Below are 20,691 nucleotides of genomic sequence, written 5' to 3'. Positions count from 1 at the left end.
GTAAGATGCGTACCGCTAAACCGCATTCACTATTATTATTCAGAGAACGTCAGTAATACCTTGCAGCACTGCCGCTGGTCTTTCTCGAACAGTTCAATGGCGTCTTTAACGTGCTGATACTCAAAGGTGTGAGTAATCAATTTATCGGGATCGATAAGTCCTTTCTCCAGCCAGTCGATGACCACCGGGAACTTATTGGCATTCAGGCGTGAGGAGAAAATAGAGAGCTCTTTGCCGGTAATCCCCTGCTGGGCAACCTGGCTTGGATCGCTGGAGAAGCCCATCAGCACAATCCGCCCGCCCGGCGAGGCGAGATTGACCGCTTCCTGCAAAATAGAGGGGTGACAGGCCGCATCAATAATCAGCGTTGGTTTGATGCCCTTCTCTTCCAGCACAGCCTGCAACGACTGATTACCATTGTTGATGACCCAGTCGGCCCCGCAGCGCTGCGCCATCTCCAGGCGCTCGTCGATGCGATCGACCACAATCACCTGTTTCACCTTGTAGACGCCCTTCAGCGCCTGAACGGTGACCAGCCCCATCGGCCCGGCGCCGTAGATAAGCGCCACGTCCTGCTCTGTCGGGCTGGCATGGCCGGTAACGTTGGCGGCAATCGTGAAGGGTTCAACCATGACCGCGTGCTTATCGCTGATGGCATCCGGAATGACCCACGCGTTTTTAGCCGGCACCACGGCGTATTCACTGAAGCCGCCGTCGCGGTGTACGCCCAGCACCACCAGCGAGGTGCAGACGTTCGGTTTGCCCACCGAGCACGGGTAGCAGTGCCCACAGCTGATCACCGGATCAACCGAGACGCGCTGGCCCAGGCGCGAGGTGTCGACGCCCTCGCCTACGGCATCGATGACGCCAAAGAACTCATGGCCGATCACGCGCGGGTATCTGGCGAACGGATTGTGGCCGCGATAGATATGGCTGTCGGAGCCGCAGATCCCGGCCAGCTTCACCTTGACGCGCACTTCGCCTGCGGCAGGAGACGGTAACGGACGCTCTTCGATCGCCAGCGCATTCGGTTGTTGAATAACGATACTTTTCATCTTCTGCTCCTTTACCAGTTCCACAGCGTGCCGTCTTCGAGACGGGCAACCGGCAGGTAAGCGGGATCGTAGGGATATTTCGCCGCCAGTTTTTCATCAAAATCGATGCCCAGGCCCGGCTTATCGCCCGGATGCATGTAGCCGTCTTCGAAGGTCCAGTTATGATGGAACACTTCCAGCATCTGCTCGGAATAGCCCATGTACTCCTGCACGCCAAAGTTCGGTACCCACAGGTCGAAGTGCAGCGCCGCGGCGTGGCAAATCGGTGACAGATCCGACGGACCGTGTGAACCGGTGCGCACCTGGTAGAGCGAGGCGAAATCGGCAATCCGACGCATCCCGGTGATACCGCCCGCATGGGTGATGGTGGTACGGATGTAGTCGATCAGCTGCTCTTCGATCAGCTGCTTGCAGTCCCAGATGCTGTTGAACACTTCGCCCACGGCAATTGGGGTGACGGTGTGCTGGCGGATCAGACGGAAGCACTCCTGGTTCTCGGCTGGCGTCGGGTCTTCCATCCAGAACATGCGGTACTGTTCGATGCTCTTACCAAAACGCGCCGCTTCGATCGGCGTCAGGCGGTGGTGCATGTCGTGCAGCAGGTGTTCATTAAAGCCATACTTGTTACGCACGGCGTCAAACAGTTTCGGGGTAAAATCGAGGTACTTTTCGGTTGACCACAGCTGCTCTTCCGGCCAGTTACCCTTGGTGGCAGGCTCATACGCCAGCCCTTTCCCTTTAGACATGCCGTAGGTGGTTTTCATTCCCGGCACGCCGCACTGAACGCGGATCGCCTTGAAGCCCATCTCTTTGTGGCGGGCGTAATCTTCCAGCACGTCGTCGATGGTGTGTCCGGTGGTGTGGCAGTAAACCATCACCCCTTCACGGGAGGCCCCGCCCAGCAGCTGGTACAGCGGCATATTGGCGGCTTTGGCTTTGATATCCCACAGCGCCATGTCGATGGCGGAAATCGCCGACATAGTGACCGGGCCACGACGCCAGTACGCGCCTTTATAGAAGAACTGCCAGATATCTTCGATACGGTGAGCATCGCGGCCGATTAACTGCGGGCAGAGATGATCTTTCAGGTAGGACGCGACGGAGAGCTCGCGGCCATTTAAGGTGGCATCACCCAGGCCGACAATCCCTTCGTCGGTGGTGATCTTCAACGTGACAAAGTTGCGCCCTGGACAGGTGACAAATACTTCAGCCCCTACGATCTTCATGTTCTGGTTCCTTACATCTTTTGTTGTGATGCAGGAAATTTACGCAATCACCCTACTACCATACAAGTATGAAGATCGAAAAATCGTCGCTTGATCACAGATTGGGCGCTTATGCGCGCCCCCAGCCTGCCACAATGATTAACATGCCACACAGCGCAACCGCCGCGCCAGCCCAGTCGTAGAGGCTCAGCTTCACGCCATCCACCACCCGCAGCCACAGCAGCGCGGTGCAGACGTACACCCCGCCATAGGCGGCATAGACGCGCCCGCTTGCCGCCGGATGCAGCGTCAGCAGCCAGACAAACAGCGCCAGGGCAACGCCCGCGGGAATTAACAGCAGCACCGAAGCGCCCTTTTTCAGCCATAGCCAGGGCAGAAAACAGCCGAGAATTTCGCACAGCGCCGTGGCGAAAAAGAGCAAAGTTGTTTTAAACATATTTAACGTTGTCTGATGAGTGATGGGTTATCATAACCGAATGTGAAAGGAACCCTTCCACATACCTGATGTGGGTATGACCTCAAAATGGACTGTTGTAGAATCCCGGTGGTTATTCGAATTTCCACCGCCAATAAGGAAATCGCTATGCGTAAATTGAGCACACGCCTCTGTATGGCTGCCCTGCTGGCCGCTGTTGTCATCGCGCCAGTATCCGCCAACACCAGCAAACTGATTATTGAATCCGGCGACAGCGCCCAGAGCCGTCAGAATGCCGCCATGGATAAAGAGCAATGGAACGACACCCGCAGCCTGCGCCACAAGGTGAATACCCGCGCGGAGAAAGAGTGGGATAAAGAGGATGTAGCCTTTGACGCGCGGGATAAGTGCCAGCAGAGCGCCAACGTCAACGCCTACTGGGAGCCCAACACCCTGCGCTGCCTCGACCGCCGCACCGGCCGCGTGATGGCCCCCTGATTTCTGCCTGCAGGCACCGCGCTGTACTCCGCGCGGTGCTTAGTAGTATTCGATGCTGTTTTTGATGGTGTACTTCCGCGACACCGCAGGTTTAACGCTTTCATCCACCACTTCCAGCTCGCACTCCACGGGATTATCGTGGCTGTCGTAATCACAGGTCTGCTTCACGTTGCCCAGCGGCTTCTCGTTCAACTGGCTTACCGAGGTGTAGTCCAGCTTCTTGCGCTTGTCTGCCGCCGGTGTCGCTGTAATCGAGAGATGCTGCTCCCCGGAGACGGTGGTTTTACCCAGCGGATAACCGTCGGCATCGTAGCGATAGTTCACTTCCATATCCTTGCCGTGGGAGCTGACGATGAACCCGTTGTCATCGGTATCCCATGAGATCCCCGACGCAGGCAGTTCCGCCAGCTGGCATTTGCCCTGCAGCCGCAGCTTTTTCTGCTGGGTTTGTGCATCAAGATAATAATTAGCGTCCAGCACCAGGGCGATGCCGGTGTTGGCCTCGAGATCGTGCAGTTCCAGGCTGTCAAAACAGCCTTCCGTGGAGAGCGTGCCGCTGACGCGCTTTGCCACTTCCCCTTTTTCATTGAACAGCGTCTGGCTGAAGTCTTTCACCGGCCCGCGCAGGGGATCGAAATCAAACTCGTTGGAAAAACTGGCCATTTCTGGCGTAAACGACAGCGGCGCGGCGGTGTTGTCACACCCCGCCAACAGTACTGCAAGGACAAGCATAAGCGCGTGTTTATTCACATGACCTACCGATAGCAGAAGATAATTCCAGGCATATTAACAAATACAACCGTTTACATTAGCTATTATTATAGTCACACACAGTCGTAAGGAGGCAGATATGAAACGGTTACCCTGGATTACTGCACTTTTGCTGGCGGGCATTGCCCCGGCCGCGCTGGCGGCACCCGATAACTGCGAACGGATCAAAAGCGACATCCAGCAGCGGATCATCAATAACGGCGTACCGGAAAGCGGCTTTATGCTGAACATTGTGCCTAACGATCAGGCCGATAAGCCCGACGCCGAAGTGGTAGGCCATTGCGCCAATGACACCCTCAAAATCCTCTATACCCGCACCAGCAGCGGCAACTATCCGGTCAGCGGAGGCGGCAATCAGGCCCCGGCGCCACGCGAGCCGCAGTGAGTTTTACCCCCGTTAACGCGGGGGAATCTCCTTTGTTTTGATGTACATTAATATTAACTCCCCCTTAATGGGTAACACTCCCCTCCATTAGCCAGATCGTCATCACGGCTGAAATCAGTTCTCAACGACGAACCTAATGGAGTGAGTCATGTCAGATAATGAGCCAAGCGGCGGGATCAGCCGCCGTACCCTTGTCAAATCGACCGCCATCGGATCCCTTGCGCTTGCCGCGGGCGGCCTGTCATTGCCCTTTGGTTTACGCCCTGCCGCTGCCGCCGTGCAGCAGGCGCGCGCGGATAAAGTGGTCTGGGGCGCCTGTTCGGTCAACTGCGGTAGCCGCTGCGCCCTGCGCCTGCACGTGCGTGACGATGAAGTTTACTGGGTAGAAACCGACAACACCGGCGACGACATCTATGGCAACCATCAGGTGCGCGCCTGCCTGCGCGGACGCTCGATCCGTAGACGCATCAACCACCCTGACCGTCTGAACTATCCCATGAAGCGCGTGGGCAAACGCGGGGAAGGCAAGTTCGAACGCATCACCTGGGATGAAGCCCTGGATCTGCTCACTGCCAGCCTGCGCGACGTGGTGGCTAAATATGGCAACGAAGCGGTCTACATTAATTACTCTTCCGGAATTGTCGGCGGTAATATTACCCGCTCCTCACCTTACGCCTCTCTGGTGGCCCGTTTGATGAACTGCTACGGCGGTTTCCTGAGTCATTACGGCACCTACAGCACCGCGCAGATCGCCTGCGCCATGCCTTACACCTACGGCAGTAACGAGGGCAACAGCACCTCGGATATTGAAAACAGCGAGCTGGTGGTGATGTTCGGTAATAACCCGGCGGAAACACGCATGAGCGGCGGCGGGATCACGTATTACATTGAACAGGCGCGGGAACGCTCGAATGCGCGCATGATCGTCATCGATCCTCGCTACACCGATACCGCCGCCGGGCGTGAAGATGAGTGGATCCCGATTCGACCGGGTACGGATGCCGCCCTGGTGGCGGGTATCGCCTGGGTGCTGATTAACGAAAACCTTGTCGATCAGCCGTTCCTCGATAAATATTGCGTGGGTTACGACGAAACCACCCTGCCGGAAGGCGCGCCCGCCAACGGGCATTACAAGGCCTATATTCTGGGCCAGGGCGATGATGCCACCGCCAAAACGCCGGAGTGGGCCTCACGCATCACCGGTATTCCTGTCGATCGGATCGTTAAGCTGGCCCGTGAAATCGGCACCGCGAAACCGGCTTATATCTGCCAGGGCTGGGGGCCGCAGCGTCAGGCCAACGGCGAGCTGACCTCCCGCGCCATCGCCATGCTGCCGATCCTCACCGGTAACGTCGGCATTAACGGCGGCAACAGCGGCGCGCGTGAATCCACCTACACCATCACCATCGAACGCATGCCGTTGCCGGAGAACCCGGTCAAAACCCAAATCTCCTGCTTCAGCTGGACCGACGCCATCGCCCGCGGTCCGGAGATGACCGCCACCCGCGACGGGGTGCGCGGCAAAGATAAGCTCGACGTGCCGATCAAGTTCATCTGGAACTATGCCGGTAACACCATCATCAACCAGCATTCGGATATCAACAAAACCCACGACATTTTGCAGGACGAGAGCAAGTGCGAAATGATTGTGGTGATCGACAACTTTATGACCTCTTCGGCGAAATATGCCGATCTGCTGCTGCCGGATCTGATGACCGTCGAACAGGAAGACATCATTCCCAACGACTATGCCGGAAACATGGGCTATCTGATCTTCCTCCAGCCGGTGACCGCGCCAAAATTCGAACGTAAGCCCATCTACTGGATCATGAGCGAGGTGGCGAAACGCCTCGGCCCGAACGTGCATCAGCGCTTTACCGAAGGCCGGACCCAGGCAGAATGGTTGCAGTACCTCTACGCTAAGATGGTAGCTAAAGATCCGCAGCTCCCCTCTTATGAAGAATTAAAAGCGATGGGAATCTATAAACGTAAAGATCCGAACGGCCATTTCGTTGCCTATAAGAAGTTCCGCGACGATCCGGCGGCTAACCCGCTGAAAACGCCGTCGGGGAAAATCGAGATCTACTCCAGCAGGCTGGCCGACATTGCCGGTACATGGCAACTGGAGAAAGACGAAACCATCAGCCCGCTGCCGGTCTATGCCTCCACCTTTGAAGGCTGGGACGATCCTGAGCGCAGCCAGTTCCCGCTGCAGCTGTTTGGCTTCCACTACAAGGCCCGCACCCACTCCAGCTATGGCAACGTGGATGTGCTGCAGGCCGCCTGCCGTCAGGAGGTGTGGCTCAACCCGGTGGACGCCGCGTCGCGCGGGATAGCAAACGGCGACATGGTGCGGGTCTGGAACGCCCGGGGCGAGCTGCGCATTCCAGCGAAAGTGACCCCGCGCATCATGCCGGGCGTCAGCGCCATGGGCCAGGGGGCGTGGCACGATGCCAACATGACCGGGGATCGCATTGACCACGGTTCGTGCATCAACACCCTGACCACCCATCGCCCGTCCCCGCTGGCGAAGGGTAATCCGCAGCACACCAACCTGGTGCAGATTGAAAAAGCGTAAATAATGAGTCAGCGCGGGGCAACCCGCGCAGTTGAAGGATGAAGTATGAGAGAGTCGTTTGCTTTTACTGCCCGCGTGCTGGGCGCCCTGTTTTACTACGCGCCGGACAGCCCCGAGGCCGCGCCGCTGGTCACGGCGTTGACCCAGACCGACTGGCTGCACGACTGGCCGCTGGATAACGAGCGGCTGGCCGCCCTTGCCGACGAACTGCGCGAGCCTTGCGATGAGCCCCTGCGCACCGCCTGGCAGCGTCTGTTTGTTGGCCCCTGGGCGCTGCCCGCACCGCCGTGGGGATCGGTGTGGCTGGATCGCGAATCGGTGCTATTCGGGGATTCCACCCTCGCGCTGCGCCAGTGGATGCGGGACAACGGCATCGCCTTTGAGATGGCGCAAAACGAGCCGGAAGATCACTTTGGCGCCCTGCTGCTGATGGCGGCATGGCTGGCGGAAACCGGCCGTGACGCGGAGTGCGACCAGCTGCTGGCCTGGCATCTGCTGCCCTGGAGCAGCCGTTTTCTTACCGTGTTCACCGAAAACGCAGGCCACCCCTTCTACCGCGCGCTGGGCAAACTGACGCAACTGACGCTGGCAGAGTGGCAGTCCGGCCTGCTGATACCGGTGGCCGAAAAGCCGCTCTACCGTTAACCTTTCCCTGGCTTACTTTTGCTGAGTAAGCCAGGCTCTCCAGCCCCCGAACGCGGTAATATCCTTCGCCCCCTGCAGTCCGTACTCCTCGCAGATAAACCCGGTTAACCAGCGCCCGTCCTCCAGCTCCACTTTCCCGAGCCCCAGCGGGGCAGGAATGCCCGCCAGAAAGGATCCCACTTCGGCGTGCGGTAGCTCCCACACCTCCACGGCAATTGCCGCCCCGCGTTCGCGGTCGCGCACCATGCCGGGCCGTTTGCCGTCGGCCAGGGCATACAGACAATAGTGCGGCGCGCTGCGGGTTGTCTCGCGCAAGGTGGCCCCGCGCTGGCGCAGCTGGTGATTGAGCGCCAGTCCGTCCAGATGCGCCCCGCAAACGACAACCGGCAGACGATCGTGACTGGCCGCTGTCGCAGGTGCCGTCTCGTGGAGGGCGCGATCCCCCGGCAAGGCCAGATTCTGCTGACGCTGTAACGCATCGGCAAGGCTCAGCAGGTACTGGTCGGTAAACGCCCGGCCAAACAGGGTCACGCCCGAGGGCAGACCGTTCGCCATATGCCCGGCCGGCACCGCCACGGCGGCATAGTCCAGCAGGTTCATAAAGTTGGTATAGACCCCAAGATCGGAGTTGCGCTTCACCGGCTCCTCCGCCAGTTCTGCCAGGGTCACCGGGCGCGGATAGGTTGGCGTGAGCACGAAGTCCAGCTCCGCCATAATGGCATCGCATGCCCGTTTGTAAGCCTGGAGTTTGTACTGCGCGTCAAAGGCCGCCACCGCATCGGTGTCAGGGGCTTTGCCCAGCACGTCACGAATCACCGGCAGAACCGCATCGGGCTGCTGTTCAATGAGTTTGCCCGCCACGTGGTAACGCTCCGCCACCCACGGGCCGTTATAGAGCAGCGACGCCGCCGCCAGAAACGGCGAAAAATCGATGGTCACCGGCACGCCACCCAGGGCGATCAAACGCTCTTTTGCCGCGTGGTACAGCGCTTCGCTCTCTGTGCAGCCAAGAAACTCCAGCCGGTCCGGCACGCCGAAACGGAAGCCTGCTGCGGGCACGCCAAACGCCTGCGCCCCGTTCCACGCCGGGTTGGCGCGGCTGTAGTCGTCGCGCGGATCCTGAACCGCCGTCAGGGCCAGCAGCTGGCTGGCTTCTGTCGCGGTGGCGGTAAAGAAGTTCACGCAGTCCAGGGTACGGCAGGCCGGAACCACCCCGGCGGTGGAAATTAGCCCTTTGGTCGCTTTCAGCCCGACGAGGTTGTTCAGCGCGGCGGGCACGCGCCCGCTCCCGGCAGTGTCGGTCCCGAGGGCAAAGCTCGCCAGCCCCAGCGCCACCGCCAGCGACGAACCCGCGCTGGAGCCCCCCGACGGATAGTCCGCATGGACGCTGTTGCGACACGCGCCATACGGGGAGCGGGTGCCGTTCAGGCCGGTAGCGAACTGGTCGAGGTTGGTTTTCCCCAGCGGAATAGCCCCCAGCGCAATCAGCTGTCGGACGATGGTCGCATCTTCCCGGGCCTGGTAAGCATAGGCCGGACAGGCGGCGGTCGTGGCAACGCCAGCCAGATCGATATTGTCTTTGATGGCAAACGGCACGCCGTAGAGCGGCAGCGTCTGGGGCGATCCGCCCTCAAGCGCCGCCAGATAGGGCTCCAGCTCTCCCGGGGTGAGCAGATAAATAAAGGCGTTGAACTCCGGGTTCAAAGCCAGCGCCCGCTCGCGCAGGGTGTTAATCACTTCGCGCGGCGTCAGGCGGCCGTCGCGGTAGGCCTGCGTCAGAACGTCGAGGCGCAAATCATAAGGATGCTTCATGCTGTTTTCTCCAGAACCACCACACACTGACCCGCGCGCACCGGGGAACCCGGCTGGACGCGCACCTGGCTGACAATGCCGTCCTGCGTGGCAAGCAGCGGGATCTCCATCTTCATCGACTCCAGCACCACCAGCACATCGCCCTCGCGGACGGCTTTGCCCACCTCAACGCTCACCTGCCACAGGTTGCCGGAGACCGGGCTGTCGATGCCCTCCTGCCCCGGCTGGAGCGGCGCATCGTCGCCCTCATCCGCCAGCACATCGCTGCTGTCGAAATGGGCCTGGCCGTTGGCGATCCAGCGCTCGCGCTCGGCGTTAAAGGCCTCCTGCTGATGGGTGCGGAAGGCGTCGATTTCCTGAGCTTCGTCGGCGAGGAACTGCTGGTACTCCGCCAGCTTCAGGCTGGTGTGTTCGATGCGCAGCGGATAGCGCCCCAGCGGGAAATCGCGGCGAATGGTGAGCAGCTCGTCGGCCGAGACCGGGTAGAAGCGGATCTGGTCGAAGAAGCGCAGCAGCCAGGGCTTGCCGCCAAAATCCGCCACCGCGTGATAGCGGCTCCACATCTGCAACGTGCGTCCGACAAACTGGTACCCGCCCGGCCCCTCCATGCCGTAAACACACAGATAGGCCCCGCCGATGCCCACCGAGTTTTCCGCCGTCCAGGTGCGGGCCGGGTTGTACTTGGTGGTGACCAGACGATGGCGTGGATCCAGCGGCGTAGCCACCGGCGCCCCGAGATAGACATCCCCCAGCCCCATCACCAGATAGCTGGCGTCAAACACCGTTTTGTAGACCTCATCAACGTTCGCCAGATCGTTAATCCGCCGGATAAACTCCAGGTTGCTCGGACACCAGGGCGCATCCCGGCGCACGGTGGTCATGTATTTGTCGATCGCCTTCTGGCAGGCCGGGTCGTCCCAGGAGAGCGGCAGCCAGACGATGCGCGACGGCACCTCCAGCGCGTCCTGCTCGCAGACCGCCAGCCACAGCCCGGCTACGGTATCCAGCAGGCTCGCCAGCGTGAGCGCCTCCGGCTGATAGTGGATCTGCAGGGAGCGGATCCCCGGCGTCAGATCGATAACCCCGTCCAGCGCCCGCGCCTCAAGGGCCTGCATCAGGGCGTGGGCGCGAAAACGCAGGACCAGATCCAGCTCCGGATCGCCAATTTCCAGCAGCAGATGGGTATCGCCCGAAAGCCGGGCCACCAGCCGCTTATCAGCCTGCCCCTGCTCCAGCACCACCGGCGAGGCCGGTTCCACGGGCTGCCACGCCACGTCCAGCGGCTGCAGGCTGGCAATCTGCGCGGCCTGCCCCTGAGCCAGCTGCCGGGCGGTAGCGATATCCACGGGCACAAAGCGCACTTTATCCCCCGCCTTCAGCTGCCCCACCGCGTGGAGATCGGCTTCGATGATGGTGACCGGGCAGACAAACCCGCCCAGGCTTGGGCCGTCCGGGCCGAGGATCACCGGCATGTCGCCGGTAAAATCCACCGCGCCGATGGCGTACGGGTTGTCGTGAATGTTCGACGGATGCAGCCCCGCCTCACCGCCGCTCTCGCGCACCCACTCCGGTTTCGGCCCAATCAGGCGCACGCCGGTGCGGCTGGAGTTAAAATGCACTTCCCAGTCGGTGGTAAAGAAGGTGTTCATGTAGCCAGGGGTGAAGTACTCCGGCGCGCCGTGCGGGCCGTAGATCACCCGCAGGATACGCACCGCATCGAGCCTGGTGCGCAAGGCCTGGGGCAGCGACTGCTCCGGGCATAACGACGTCAATGGCGAAAGATGCAGCACGTCGCCGGTACGCAGCGCGCGCCCGGCGTGGCCGCCAAACTGCCCCAGGGTAAAGGTGCTTTTGCTGCCGAGATAATCCGGCACGTTAAACCCGCCGCGCAGGCACAGATAGCTGCGCACCCCGTCGCCGCGAATATCGCCCATCCGCAGGGTCATGCCGCCCTGCACCCGGTAGACCCGGTTGTTCTCCAACGGCTCGCCGTCCAGGGTGAGGGCAATTTCCGCCCCGGTCACCGCCAGCTGGGCATCGCAGTTAAATTTCAGCGTCGGGCCGCTGAGGGTGATCTCCAGCGCGGCTGCCCCCTCGTCATTGCCGAGCAGGCGGTTGCCAAGACGCAACGCGCGGCTGTCCATCGGGCCTGATGGCGGTACTCCCACCGCCCAGTAGCCGGTGCGGCCCGGGTAGTCCTGAATCGTGGTTTGCGTTCCGGCGCTGAGCACCTCAAGGGTCGCGGCCTGATAGACCAGCCCTTCCAGACAGCGGGTCCAGGGCTGGCCGCTGGCAAACGGGGTGAAGGTCAAAATCTGCTGCAGGTAGCTGCGGTTGGTCTCCACGCCGTACAGGCGGGTGTCCCCCAGCGCGGCGTGCAGGGCGTCAATGGCGGCTTCACGCGTCGGCTGCCAGGCGATGATTTTCGCCAGCATGGGGTCAAAAAAGGGCGGCACTTCGCAGCCGGATTCCACCCAGCTGTCGATGCGCAGGGTGCGGCGGTCGTCCGCCGGGAAGGCCACCTCGGTGAGCAGGCCGGGAGAAGGCTGGAACTGACGGCCTGGATCTTCGGCATACACCCGCGCCTGAATGGCGTGGCCCGCAGGGGTCAGGCTTTCCGCCAGGGTCGCCAGCGCAGGCAATGTTCCGGCGGCCAGCTCGATCATCCAGCGCACCAGATCCACGCCCCACACCTGCTCGGTGACGCCGTGCTCCACCTGCAGGCGGGTGTTGACCTCAAGGAAGTAGAACCGGGCGGCGTCGCTGTCGTAGACGAACTCCACGGTGCCCGCGCTGCGGTAGTTGACCGCCTTACCCAGCTTGATTGCCGCCTGGCACAGCGCCTCCGCCATGCCGTCCGGCAGGTTGGGCGCCGGGGTCTCCTCCAGCACCTTCTGGTTGCGACGCTGTACGGAGCAGTCGCGCACGCCGAGGGCAATCACCTCTCCGTTGCCATCACCGAAAAGTTGCACCTCCAGATGGCGCGCCCGCTCGATGTACTTCTCGATAAAGACGCCCGCATCGCTGAAGTTGTTTTTACCCAGACGCCCCACCGCGTCGAAGGCGTCATTCAGTTCCGCCGCGCTATAGCAGACGCGCATCCCGATCCCGCCCCCGCCTGCGGTGCTTTTCAGCATCACCGGATAGCCCACCTCTTGTGCCGCCCGCAGCGCCTCGTTGACGTCCGCCAGCAGTTCGGTGCCTTCCAGCATCGGCACGCCGTGCGTTTTCGCCAGCGCGCGGGCGGTATGTTTCAGGCCAAACAGGCGCAGCTGCTCTGGCGTGGGGCCGACAAAGGCGATGCCCGCCGCTTCGCAGGCTTCGGCAAAGGCGGCGTTCTCCGAGAGAAAACCGTAGCCGGGGTGGATGGCCTGCGCGCCGGTAGCACGCGCTGCGGCGATGATTTTATCGCTGACCAGATAGGTATTCGCCGCCGGGCCGTCGCCCAGGCTGATGGCTTCGTCGGCCTCGCGGATATGCAGGCTGCTGATATCCGCCTCGGAATAGACCGCCACGCCGCCGATGTTCATGGCGCGCAGGGTGCGCAGAATGCGGCAGGCAATCGCCCCGCGGTTAGCAATCAGGAGTTTCGTCAACATAGTTCAGACTCAATCGTGGCGGGTCGTCCCGCCGGAAACTGGCTCACCGCATGGTCGTCCACGGGGAAAAAAGGTTTACGGCAGGATCCGTCCGGCACGGACTTCAAACAGGCGGTAGAGCATCTGGCGCAGGCGCTGCCAGCGTGTCGGCGTCAGTTCCATACCAGCACCTCCGCAGGGGTCGGGTTCCAGCCGTTGCAGGGGTTGTTCAGCTGCGGACAGTTGGAGATCAGCACGATGACGTTACACTCTGCGCGCAGCTCGACGTATTTGCCCGGGGCGGAGATGCCGTCGGCAAAGGTCAGACCGCCCTCGGGCGTGACCGGCACGTTCATGAAAAAGTTGATGTTGGCCCCGATGTCGCGCTTTTGCAGGCGGCCATCGTGCAGGCAGGCGCAGAGGAAGTTATCCCGGCAGCTGTGCATGTGGCGTTTGTCGAGGGCGTAACGCACGGTGTTGCTCTCCTGGGCGCAGGCGCCGCCGAGGGTGTCGTGCCGTCCGCAGGTATCCGCCACAATAGTCAGCAGCGGGTTGCCGAGGCTGGAGTAAAGCACGCTGCCGCTGGTGAGATACGCATTGTTCTGGCGACGCAGGGTGCGCTGGGCGTCGTAGCGCTCCCGTGGGTTGTCCGCGTTGTAAAACAGGGTGTCTACCGCCTGGTTGCCTTCCAGATCCAGCAGACGCAGGGTCTGGCCTTTTTTCACTTCGAACAGGTAGGGCTCTCCCGCCGGGATCACATGGCGGAAGCTGGCGTCCTGGGCACGTTTTTCGCTGGCTATGGTCATTGTGTGGCTCCTTACAGGGCCAAAAGTTGGGTGTTGGTGATGGCGCGTTCGTTTTCCGGGCGCGTCAGCAGGGCGTTGATCGCCGCCTGTTCGTCCGCCTGTCGCCAGCTCAGCTGCACCGGGCGCGGGGCGTACTCTCTGGAGGGGTCCATCGGGTGTTGCAGCGCGGTCATCACCACCAGGGTGTCCATCGGGGCGAACAGCTCCACGTAGCTGCCCGGCTGTGAGTAGCCGCTGTGGAAGCTGAACTGGCCCTGCTCGTCCACCGTGACCTTGCTGAAGAAGTTGACCACCATCAGCAGATCTTCAAGGTTGAGATCCCACTTGCCCATCTCCACCAGCAGGTTTTCGGTGCCGTTACGAAAGAAGCCGTTGCGCAGCTCCTGATAGCGCCCCTGCCCGTATTTCTCCGTGGCTTCCGTCGCATTGAGCACCCCGCCAAAGGGGTCGTGCCAGCCGCAGGTGTCGGCGGTGATGCCCGCCAGCACGCGGCCCATATCGGAGTAGAAGCAGTGCCCGGCGGTGAGGCGCGCGGTGTGCTGACCTTTCAGGGTGTCCGGCAGGTTCAGGCGCTCGCTCTTTTCATGGGCGTTGAGCATCATCAGGCTGACGTTTGCTCCGCCTTCGATATCGGTGATACGCAGAGCCTGTCCGCGCTTGAGCACAAAGGAGAGATGGCCGCCGCCAGGCAGGATCTCGTCGCGTAAAGTTGTCGTATTCACAGGTTTACCCTCTTAATGCATAAACGTTGTCGGAAACCTTCCCGCTCATCGCCGAGAGCCGCGTCTCGTTGAGCGGAATGTCGTAGGTGATGCGCGCCCCGTAAGCGTTAGGGGCCTGGGGATCGAGGCGCACTTTGTCGAACACCAGCAGGCGGGTGCCGAGGTTGAAGCCTTCGGAGAGATCGTGGGTGACCATAAAGACCGTCATGCGGGTTTCGCCCCACAGTTGCAGCAGCAGCGCATGCATGTCCTTGCGGATCCCCGGGTCGAGTGCGCCAAACGGCTCGTCCAGCAGCAGCACGCGCGGCTGCATGATGAAGGCCTGGGCAATGGCCAGACGCTGCTGCATCCCGCCCGAGAGCTGGGCCGGGTATTTATCCAGGGCATGGCCGAGGCCGACCTTTGCCAGCATCTCTGCCGCCTGCTCCCGGGCGGCGCGTTTTTTGGCGCCAAAAAGACGCCCCAGGAGCGGGGATTGCGGCAGTTCGAGGCCGATGGCCACGTTATTCAGCACGCTGAGGTGTGGAAAGACGGAGTAGCGCTGGAATACCACGCCCCGACGGCTGTCCGGCTCGGCGACCAGCGGTTTGCCGTCGAGGGTGATCACGCCCCGGCTGGGACGCTCCTGACCGAGCAGCAGGCGCAGAAAGGTCGATTTGCCGCAGCCGGACGCGCCGACCATCGAGCAGAACTCGCCCTCTTTAATCTGCAGGTTCAGGCGCTCCAGCACCACGTGGTCGCCGTACTCCTGCCAGATATTGTCGATGGTGATAAAACTCATGCTTTGCCTCCTTCAGCCCACGGGAAACAGCGCTTGTGCAGCTGGCGCAGGGCCAGATCCATCAGCCAGGCCAGCAGCGTGATCCACAGGACATACGGGATGATGACGTCCATCGCCATATAGCGGCGCACGAGGAAAATGCGGTAGCCGAGCCCGGCGGTGGAAGAGATGGCCTCCGCCGAGATGAGGAATAACCACGCTGACCCCAGCAGCAGGCGCAGCGAGGTGAGCAGGCGCGACAGCAGTTGCGGCAGAACCACCCGCAGCACCAGCGTCCAGCTGTTGGCGCCCAGCGTCTGTGCCTTAATCAGGATCTCCTGCGGGATTTCGCAGGCGCGATGCTCCAGATCCCGGGCCAGCATCGGGGTGATGCCAATGACAATCAGCATCACCTTCGACAGCTCATCCAGCCCGAAGACGATAAACAGCACCGGCAGGATCGCCAGGGGCGGGATCATCGACAGCACCGTCATCAGCGGCGAAAGCGACGCGCGCCACATCGGAAACACCCCGGAGGTGATGCCGATGCACAGGCCAATCAGTGAGGCGATCGCCAGCCCCACCAGCAGCCGGGCGAGGCTCACCAGTGTGTCGACCCAGAACAGATACTCGCCGCTGCGTTTGTCCGGGGTGAACGCCATCCGGGAGAGGGCATCCAGCATCTGTTGCAGACCGGGCAGCAGCTTGTCATGCGGGTTGGCGTCCAGCCGCACCGCCGAGCCAAAGAAGTAGGCGGCCAGCAGGAGGACAAACGGCAGCATTACCAGCATCAGCCGCATACCTGAGGTGGGATGGCGATTAATCTGTCGCATGGAAACTCCGTCACTCATCACAGCTGGCCCGCAGCGGCCATTTTCACGAAGCTGTCGTCAAAGCGCAGTTTCACGTTGCCGGCATCACCCTGAGTAACCTTGCCCGGGAAGCTCATGCCGATGAAATCGGCGCTCTGCGCCCCCTCGCCCAGCAGCCCTTTATCAAAGGAGAACGCCGCCACGCGCTGCATGGTTTTTGCCAGCTCCGCTGACGTGACAAACGCCAGGTTGTCCTGCGGGGTGTAGAACAGATGGGTGGTTTTCAGCTGCGCCTGATAGCCCGCCAGATCGGTGCCGGACGCTGCAGCCATCGCGTTCAGGGCGCTGGCGTCCTGGGCTTTCATCAGGCCCATCATTTCGTACCAGGCCCCGGTAAGGGCTTTGCCGAGCGCCGGGTTGTCCTTCAGGGTTTCGCTGTTGACCACCATCATGTCGATGAGCTCGCCCGGCACCTGCGAGGAGCTGAACACTTCGGTGGTTTTCGGCGTGGCTTTAATCACCGACAGCTGCGGGTTCCAGGCCACGGCGGCCTTAACACTGTCGGTGCCGAAAGCGGAGACGATATCCGCGTCGGAGGTGTTCACCACGGTGACGTCTTTCTCCGCCAGTCCGGCCTTCTCCAGCCCGCGCACCAGCAGATAGTGAGAAACCGAGAGCTCCGGCAGGTAGATCTTCATCCCTTTCAGGTCGGTGAGGGTTTTGCCCTCGCCTTTCATCACCACGCCGTCGTTGCCTTCGGAGTAGCTTCCGAGGATCAGCGCCGTGGTGTCGACCCCGCCCGCCGCCGGAATGGTCAGCGCATCCATGTTGGTCATGGTGCAGCCGTCAAACTGGCCTGCGGTGTACTGGTTGATCGATTCGATGTAGTCGTTGAGCTGTACAACGTTGATTTTGATACCGTACTTGTCGGCCCATTTATCGATGATTTTACTGGTGCTGATAGTGCCCCAGGGCATCCACCCGGCGTAGATGGTCCAGCAGACGTTGAACTCTTTTTTGACGGCGGCAAAGGTGGGGAGACTGACCAGCATCGCCAGAGACAGTACAAGTGAGCGGAGTAATGGCGTTTTCTTCATGCTTGACCTCTGAGTGGCACAAAATTAGGGGGCAGCGCGACACCGTGGGTGCTGCTGTCTCCCGGGCTTTTGTCCCGCCGTGTAACCTCTCAGAGGTCGCCAGCTCTTGGACCAGTCATCCACCTGCGTGGACCGGAACCCTAGCCAGCTATTTTCAGATTGTGTGGTGCACTGCCCTTTCAGGTTTAGCTTTGCAAGGGGTGTGCCAGAAAATTTTTATGAGGTTTGTCAGTATATTGGGATTTTTCAGCGGTGGGTTTTCACCGTTTTGGTGAGGGGGAACGAGGATGGTGCACTGTAGTGGTGCCCTGAAGGGCGCTGGCTTTCCAGCGCCCGCCGGACAACCGGATTACTTGTTCTCTTTCTTGTCTGAATTCATCGTCATCTGCTCGGCTGACTTGAGGTGCTGCTCAACTACCGGGGTATGCGCGTCGGCCAGCGCCATCACGTCCGCATCCTTAATGTTTTTAGCATCACTTTTCAGCTTAGACAGCACCATCTCGTGATCTTTAGTGCCGGCGTTTTCCATATACATTTTGTCAAATTCGGCACCGCTCGCTTTTTCCAGCTTATCGGCCATCGCCTTATGTTTGGCATCCGGTTCGGTCGGCAGCGTTACGCCTTTTTTCTCGGCAACCGCCTGAACTTTGGTCAGGGCGCTACCATGGTCATCAACCATCTTCTGGGCGAAGGCTTTGACGTCGCTGCTCTCGGCCTTGCTCAGGGCGAGCTTCCCGGCGGCGACTTCATTTATATTGGCCTGCGCCATATCTTTTAACGCTTTTTCATCGCTGGCGCTGAGCTTCTCGCCGGAGGCGCTTGGTTTTGCGGCGCTGGACTGCGCGGCGCTCGTCGTCTGCGCCTGTACGCCGACGGTGCAGAACAGTGCGGCTACTGCCGATGCGGCCAGCAGCGTTTTAAAGGTGTTAGGCTTTTGCATAATGTTCTCCTGCCAGTAAGGGATGAGGTTTTATCCGGTCGTTAACCGCGCTTCGTCTCCTGTATAAGCGATCAGTGCAGTTGTCAGTATAGGGGGCAGACACCTGAATCATGATTCTTTGGGAGTTTTTACCCATCGCGGTTTTATTCAGCACGGCGCGTTTTATTTGTGACCGCAGTGATGAGCCCCTACCAAAAACCACATTAATATCATGCCTTTATAGAAACATTTTTTAACACAACCTGTTTACATTGTAATGATTATTCATATCATCTTGATAATCACTATCACCTCTGAAGGTGATGTTCTTGCGGTACGGGGCGTCCAGGCCACCGGCACTTTAAAAAATCAGGATGATCACAATAATGAAATCGCACAGTTATCGCGCGCTAAGCTCTTGTTTATTTATGACATTAGCCGCTAATGCCTCTGCTGAAGTACAAAAAGATGACACGCTGGTGGTCGCCGCCAGCCGTACGAATCACAGCATCACCGACATGGCACAAACCACCTGGGTCATTGAACAGGCTGAAATTGAACAGCAGGTTCAGGGTGGGAAAGAGATCAAAGAGGTGCTGGCGCAGCTGATCCCCGGCATGGATGTCAGCAGCCAGGGACGCACTAACTACGGCATGAATATGCGTGGTCGTTCGATGATGGTGATGGTCGACGGCGTGCGTTTGAACTCCTCGCGCAGCGACAGCCGCCAGCTGGATTCTATCGATCCTTTTAATATCTCCCGCATTGAAGTTATCTCGGGGGCAACTTCCCTTTACGGCGGCGGCAGTACCGGCGGCTTAATCAATATCGTCACCAAAAAAGGCCAGCCGGAGACGGAAGTCGAGTTCCAGACCGGCATGAAAACCGGCTTCAACAGCCATAACGATAATGATGAGAACGTAGCTGCGGCTGTCAGCGGTGGTAACGACAACGCCTCCGGTCGTCTGTCAGTGGCGTATCAGCGCTTTGGCGGCTGGTATGACGGCAACGGCGACGAGGTGATCATCGATAACACCCAGACCGGCCTGCAATACTCCGACCGTCTGGACGTGATGGGCACCGGCACGCTGAATATTGACGATCACCAGCAGCTGCAACTCACCACCCAGTATTACAAAAGTCAATCCGACGGCAAGCACGGCCTCTATCTGGGCGAGAACTTCTCAGCGGTGACGGGCGATGGCAACGCGTACAACAAAAATAATCTCGACTCCGATCGTATTCCGGGCACCGAACGCCACCTGATCAACCTGCAATATTCCAACACCGACTTCTGGGGCCAGGATCTGCTCGCGCAGATTTACTATCGCGATGAAAGCCTGACCTACTATCCCTTCCCTACGCTTTCCGGCGGCCGGGTCACCAGCATTGGGGCGTCACAGCAAAAAACCGATTTCTACGGCGGCAAGCTCACCCTTAACAGCAAACCGCTGGATAATCTGACCCTGACATGGGGTATGGATGCGGAGCATGAAACTTTCGACGCCAACCAGCAATTCTTCGACCTCAACAAGGCGGCTGCCAGCGGCGGAATGAAGCTGGACAACGCCTATAACGTCGGCCGCTATCCGGGCTACAGCATCACCAACCTCGCGCCATTCCTGCAAAGCAGCTACGACTTCTCCGCCATCACCCTGAGCGGCGGCGTGCGCTATCAGTACACCGAAAACAAGGTGGATGACTTTGTTGGCTACGCGCAACAGCAGGCGATTGCCACGGGCAGAGCCACCTCCGCAGACGCGGTTCCGGGCGGGAAAACTGACTACAACAACGTGCTGTTTAACGCCGGCATTCTGGGGCATCTGACCGAACGCCAGCAGCTGTGGTTTAACTTCTCCCAGGGCTTTGAGATCCCGGATCTGGCGAAATACTACGGTTCCGGCACCTACCAGTTGGTAAACGGCCATTATCGTCTGGTCAACAGCGTTAACGTGAACGACTCAAAACTCGACGGGATTAAAGTTGATGCATACGAACTGGGCTGGCGCTACACCGGGGATAATCTGCGCACGCAGATCGCCGGGTACTATTCCCTTTCCGACAAGACCATCAACATCAATAAAAGCGACATGACTATCAACGTCGAAGATGACGAACGTCGTATCTACGGCGTTGAAGGCCAGATCGATTATTTCTTCACCGACAGCGAGTGGAGCACCGGTACAAACTTCAACGTCATCAAATCGGAAACCCGCGTCGATGGGAAATGGGAGAAGCTGACGGTCGACAGCGCCAGCCCGTCCAAAATGAGCGCATGGGTTACCTGGGCGCCGGGCGACTGGACGTTGCGTCTGCAAAGTACCCAGACGTTCGATCTCTCTGATGAAGCCGGCAAGAAGATTGAGGGCTACAACACCGCTGACTTCATCGGCAGTTACCTGCTGCCGGTGGGCAAGCTGAGCTTCAGCGTAGAAAACCTGCTGGATGAAGACTACACCACCGCATGGGGCCAGCGCGCACCGGGTCTGTACAGCCCAACCTACGGTGCTGAGAACCTCTATACCTACAAAGGCCGCGGCCGCACCTTCGGCCTGAACTACTCGGTTCTGTTCTGACAGTGAATGCCGCCCGCTAAGCGGGCGGCAGTTTAA

At 60.1% G+C, this 20,691-nt stretch carries 17 protein-coding genes and 1 riboswitch; of the genes, 5 read left to right on the top strand and 12 right to left on the bottom strand.

Annotation, left to right across the window (positions count from 1 at the left end):
* Positions 1–35: 35 nt before the first annotated feature.
* From FFB58_RS02665 to FFB58_RS02655, 3 genes are all read right to left on the bottom strand, one after another.
* Positions 36–1,055 (bottom strand): Zn-dependent oxidoreductase, encoded by a 1,020-nt coding sequence (locus FFB58_RS02665; protein ID WP_138368887.1) that lies wholly within the window; start codon positions 1,053–1,055, stop codon positions 36–38.
* 11 nt (positions 1,056–1,066) lie between these two features.
* Positions 1,067–2,281 carry a D-mannonate dehydratase ManD gene (gene manD, locus FFB58_RS02660; RefSeq protein ID WP_039029243.1) on the bottom strand — a complete coding sequence of 405 codons (1,215 nt, stop codon included), beginning with the start codon at positions 2,279–2,281 and terminating at the stop codon, positions 1,067–1,069.
* A gap of 109 nt (positions 2,282–2,390) precedes the next feature.
* The gene (locus FFB58_RS02655) at positions 2,391–2,717 is read right to left on the bottom strand and encodes a YnfA family protein (RefSeq protein WP_039029242.1); all 327 of its coding nucleotides are present in this window, start codon (positions 2,715–2,717) and stop codon (positions 2,391–2,393) included.
* Between the two features lie 147 nt (positions 2,718–2,864).
* On the opposite strand from FFB58_RS02655, the gene FFB58_RS02650 reads away from it, so the two are divergent.
* Entirely contained in the window at positions 2,865–3,194 is a 330-nt protein-coding gene (locus tag FFB58_RS02650; RefSeq protein WP_039029241.1) for a DUF1283 family protein, read from the top strand.
* Between the two features lie 39 nt (positions 3,195–3,233).
* Here FFB58_RS02650 and FFB58_RS02645 read toward each other — a convergent pair whose 3' ends face one another.
* A complete protein-coding gene (locus tag FFB58_RS02645) occupies positions 3,234–3,944 on the bottom strand; it encodes a YnfC family lipoprotein (RefSeq protein WP_138368886.1) in 711 nt (236 codons plus the stop codon).
* A 100-nt stretch (positions 3,945–4,044) separates the two neighbouring features.
* On the opposite strand from FFB58_RS02645, the gene FFB58_RS02640 reads away from it, so the two are divergent.
* From FFB58_RS02640 to dmsD, 3 genes are all read left to right on the top strand, one after another.
* Positions 4,045–4,350: a DUF1161 domain-containing protein gene (locus FFB58_RS02640; protein WP_103824474.1), complete on the top strand. Its 306-nt coding sequence runs from the start codon at positions 4,045–4,047 to the stop codon at positions 4,348–4,350.
* A gap of 148 nt (positions 4,351–4,498) precedes the next feature.
* A complete protein-coding gene (gene ynfE, locus FFB58_RS02635; RefSeq protein WP_138368885.1) occupies positions 4,499–6,928 on the top strand; it encodes a selenate/tellurate reductase subunit YnfE in 2,430 nt (809 codons plus the stop codon).
* A gap of 45 nt (positions 6,929–6,973) precedes the next feature.
* Entirely contained in the window at positions 6,974–7,573 is a 600-nt protein-coding gene (gene dmsD, locus FFB58_RS02630; protein WP_138368884.1) for a Tat proofreading chaperone DmsD, read from the top strand.
* Positions 7,574–7,585: 12 nt separating this feature from the next.
* On the opposite strand, the gene atzF is transcribed toward dmsD, so the two are convergent.
* From atzF to FFB58_RS02590, 8 genes are all read right to left on the bottom strand, one after another.
* On the bottom strand, positions 7,586–9,385 hold the full coding sequence (gene atzF, locus FFB58_RS02625; RefSeq protein ID WP_138368883.1) for an allophanate hydrolase: 1,800 nt from the start codon (positions 9,383–9,385) through the stop codon (positions 7,586–7,588).
* Entirely contained in the window at positions 9,382–12,984 is a 3,603-nt protein-coding gene (uca, locus tag FFB58_RS02620) for an urea carboxylase (protein WP_138368882.1), read from the bottom strand. Before uca ends, atzF begins: the two co-directional genes overlap by 4 nt.
* 152 nt (positions 12,985–13,136) lie before the next feature.
* Positions 13,137–13,769 carry an urea amidolyase associated protein UAAP2 gene (locus tag FFB58_RS02615; RefSeq protein WP_039029235.1) on the bottom strand — a complete coding sequence of 211 codons (633 nt, stop codon included), beginning with the start codon at positions 13,767–13,769 and terminating at the stop codon, positions 13,137–13,139.
* 11 nt (positions 13,770–13,780) lie between these two features.
* Positions 13,781–14,491: an urea amidolyase associated protein UAAP1 gene (locus tag FFB58_RS02610; protein ID WP_138368881.1), complete on the bottom strand. Its 711-nt coding sequence runs from the start codon at positions 14,489–14,491 to the stop codon at positions 13,781–13,783.
* A gap of 4 nt (positions 14,492–14,495) precedes the next feature.
* Complete coding sequence (locus tag FFB58_RS02605) at positions 14,496–15,272, bottom strand: ABC transporter ATP-binding protein (RefSeq protein ID WP_039029233.1); 777 nt, start codon at positions 15,270–15,272, stop codon at positions 14,496–14,498.
* Positions 15,269–16,084, bottom strand: a complete 816-nt coding sequence (locus FFB58_RS02600; RefSeq protein ID WP_039029232.1) for an ABC transporter permease subunit — start codon at positions 16,082–16,084, stop codon at positions 15,269–15,271. The genes FFB58_RS02605 and FFB58_RS02600 overlap by 4 nt, the downstream gene beginning before the upstream one ends.
* A gap of 17 nt (positions 16,085–16,101) precedes the next feature.
* Complete coding sequence (locus tag FFB58_RS02595) at positions 16,102–17,160, bottom strand: putative urea ABC transporter substrate-binding protein (protein ID WP_039029231.1); 1,059 nt, start codon at positions 17,158–17,160, stop codon at positions 16,102–16,104.
* Between the two features lie 56 nt (positions 17,161–17,216).
* A riboswitch (guanidine-I (ykkC/yxkD leader) is annotated at positions 17,217–17,315 on the bottom strand.
* Positions 17,316–17,509: 194 nt separating this feature from the next.
* Positions 17,510–18,100 (bottom strand): DUF4142 domain-containing protein, encoded by a 591-nt coding sequence (locus FFB58_RS02590; protein WP_039029230.1) that lies wholly within the window; start codon positions 18,098–18,100, stop codon positions 17,510–17,512.
* Positions 18,101–18,465: 365 nt separating this feature from the next.
* Here FFB58_RS02590 and FFB58_RS02585 point away from each other — a divergent pair, with 365 nt between their 5' ends.
* Complete coding sequence (locus FFB58_RS02585) at positions 18,466–20,655, top strand: TonB-dependent siderophore receptor (protein WP_138368880.1); 2,190 nt, start codon at positions 18,466–18,468, stop codon at positions 20,653–20,655.
* Positions 20,656–20,691: the final 36 nt, after the last annotated feature.

It is taken from the genome of Enterobacter sp. MF024 (assembly GCF_005843915.1).
Lineage (GTDB): Bacteria > Pseudomonadota > Gammaproteobacteria > Enterobacterales > Enterobacteriaceae > Enterobacter > Enterobacter barmai.
This window is presented reverse-complemented; position numbering and strand designations above follow the sequence as displayed.

Coding starts and splice junctions, on each gene's coding strand:
- FFB58_RS02665 (WP_138368887.1), bottom strand. CDS start 1,055: ATGAAAAGTATCGTTATTCAACAACCGAATGCGCTGGCGATCGAAGAG.
- manD (WP_039029243.1), bottom strand. CDS start 2,281: ATGAAGATCGTAGGGGCTGAAGTATTTGTCACCTGTCCAGGGCGCAAC.
- FFB58_RS02655 (WP_039029242.1), bottom strand. CDS start 2,717: ATGTTTAAAACAACTTTGCTCTTTTTCGCCACGGCGCTGTGCGAAATT.
- uca (WP_138368882.1), bottom strand. CDS start 12,984: ATGTTGACGAAACTCCTGATTGCTAACCGCGGGGCGATTGCCTGCCGC.
- FFB58_RS02615 (WP_039029235.1), bottom strand. CDS start 13,769: ATGACCATAGCCAGCGAAAAACGTGCCCAGGACGCCAGCTTCCGCCAT.
- dmsD (WP_138368884.1), top strand. CDS start 6,974: ATGAGAGAGTCGTTTGCTTTTACTGCCCGCGTGCTGGGCGCCCTGTTT.
- FFB58_RS02590 (WP_039029230.1), bottom strand. CDS start 18,100: ATGCAAAAGCCTAACACCTTTAAAACGCTGCTGGCCGCATCGGCAGTA.
- FFB58_RS02585 (WP_138368880.1), top strand. CDS start 18,466: ATGAAATCGCACAGTTATCGCGCGCTAAGCTCTTGTTTATTTATGACA.
- FFB58_RS02640 (WP_103824474.1), top strand. CDS start 4,045: ATGAAACGGTTACCCTGGATTACTGCACTTTTGCTGGCGGGCATTGCC.
- FFB58_RS02650 (WP_039029241.1), top strand. CDS start 2,865: ATGCGTAAATTGAGCACACGCCTCTGTATGGCTGCCCTGCTGGCCGCT.
- ynfE (WP_138368885.1), top strand. CDS start 4,499: ATGTCAGATAATGAGCCAAGCGGCGGGATCAGCCGCCGTACCCTTGTC.
- atzF (WP_138368883.1), bottom strand. CDS start 9,385: ATGAAGCATCCTTATGATTTGCGCCTCGACGTTCTGACGCAGGCCTAC.
- FFB58_RS02595 (WP_039029231.1), bottom strand. CDS start 17,160: ATGAAGAAAACGCCATTACTCCGCTCACTTGTACTGTCTCTGGCGATG.
- FFB58_RS02600 (WP_039029232.1), bottom strand. CDS start 16,084: ATGCGACAGATTAATCGCCATCCCACCTCAGGTATGCGGCTGATGCTG.
- FFB58_RS02605 (WP_039029233.1), bottom strand. CDS start 15,272: ATGAGTTTTATCACCATCGACAATATCTGGCAGGAGTACGGCGACCAC.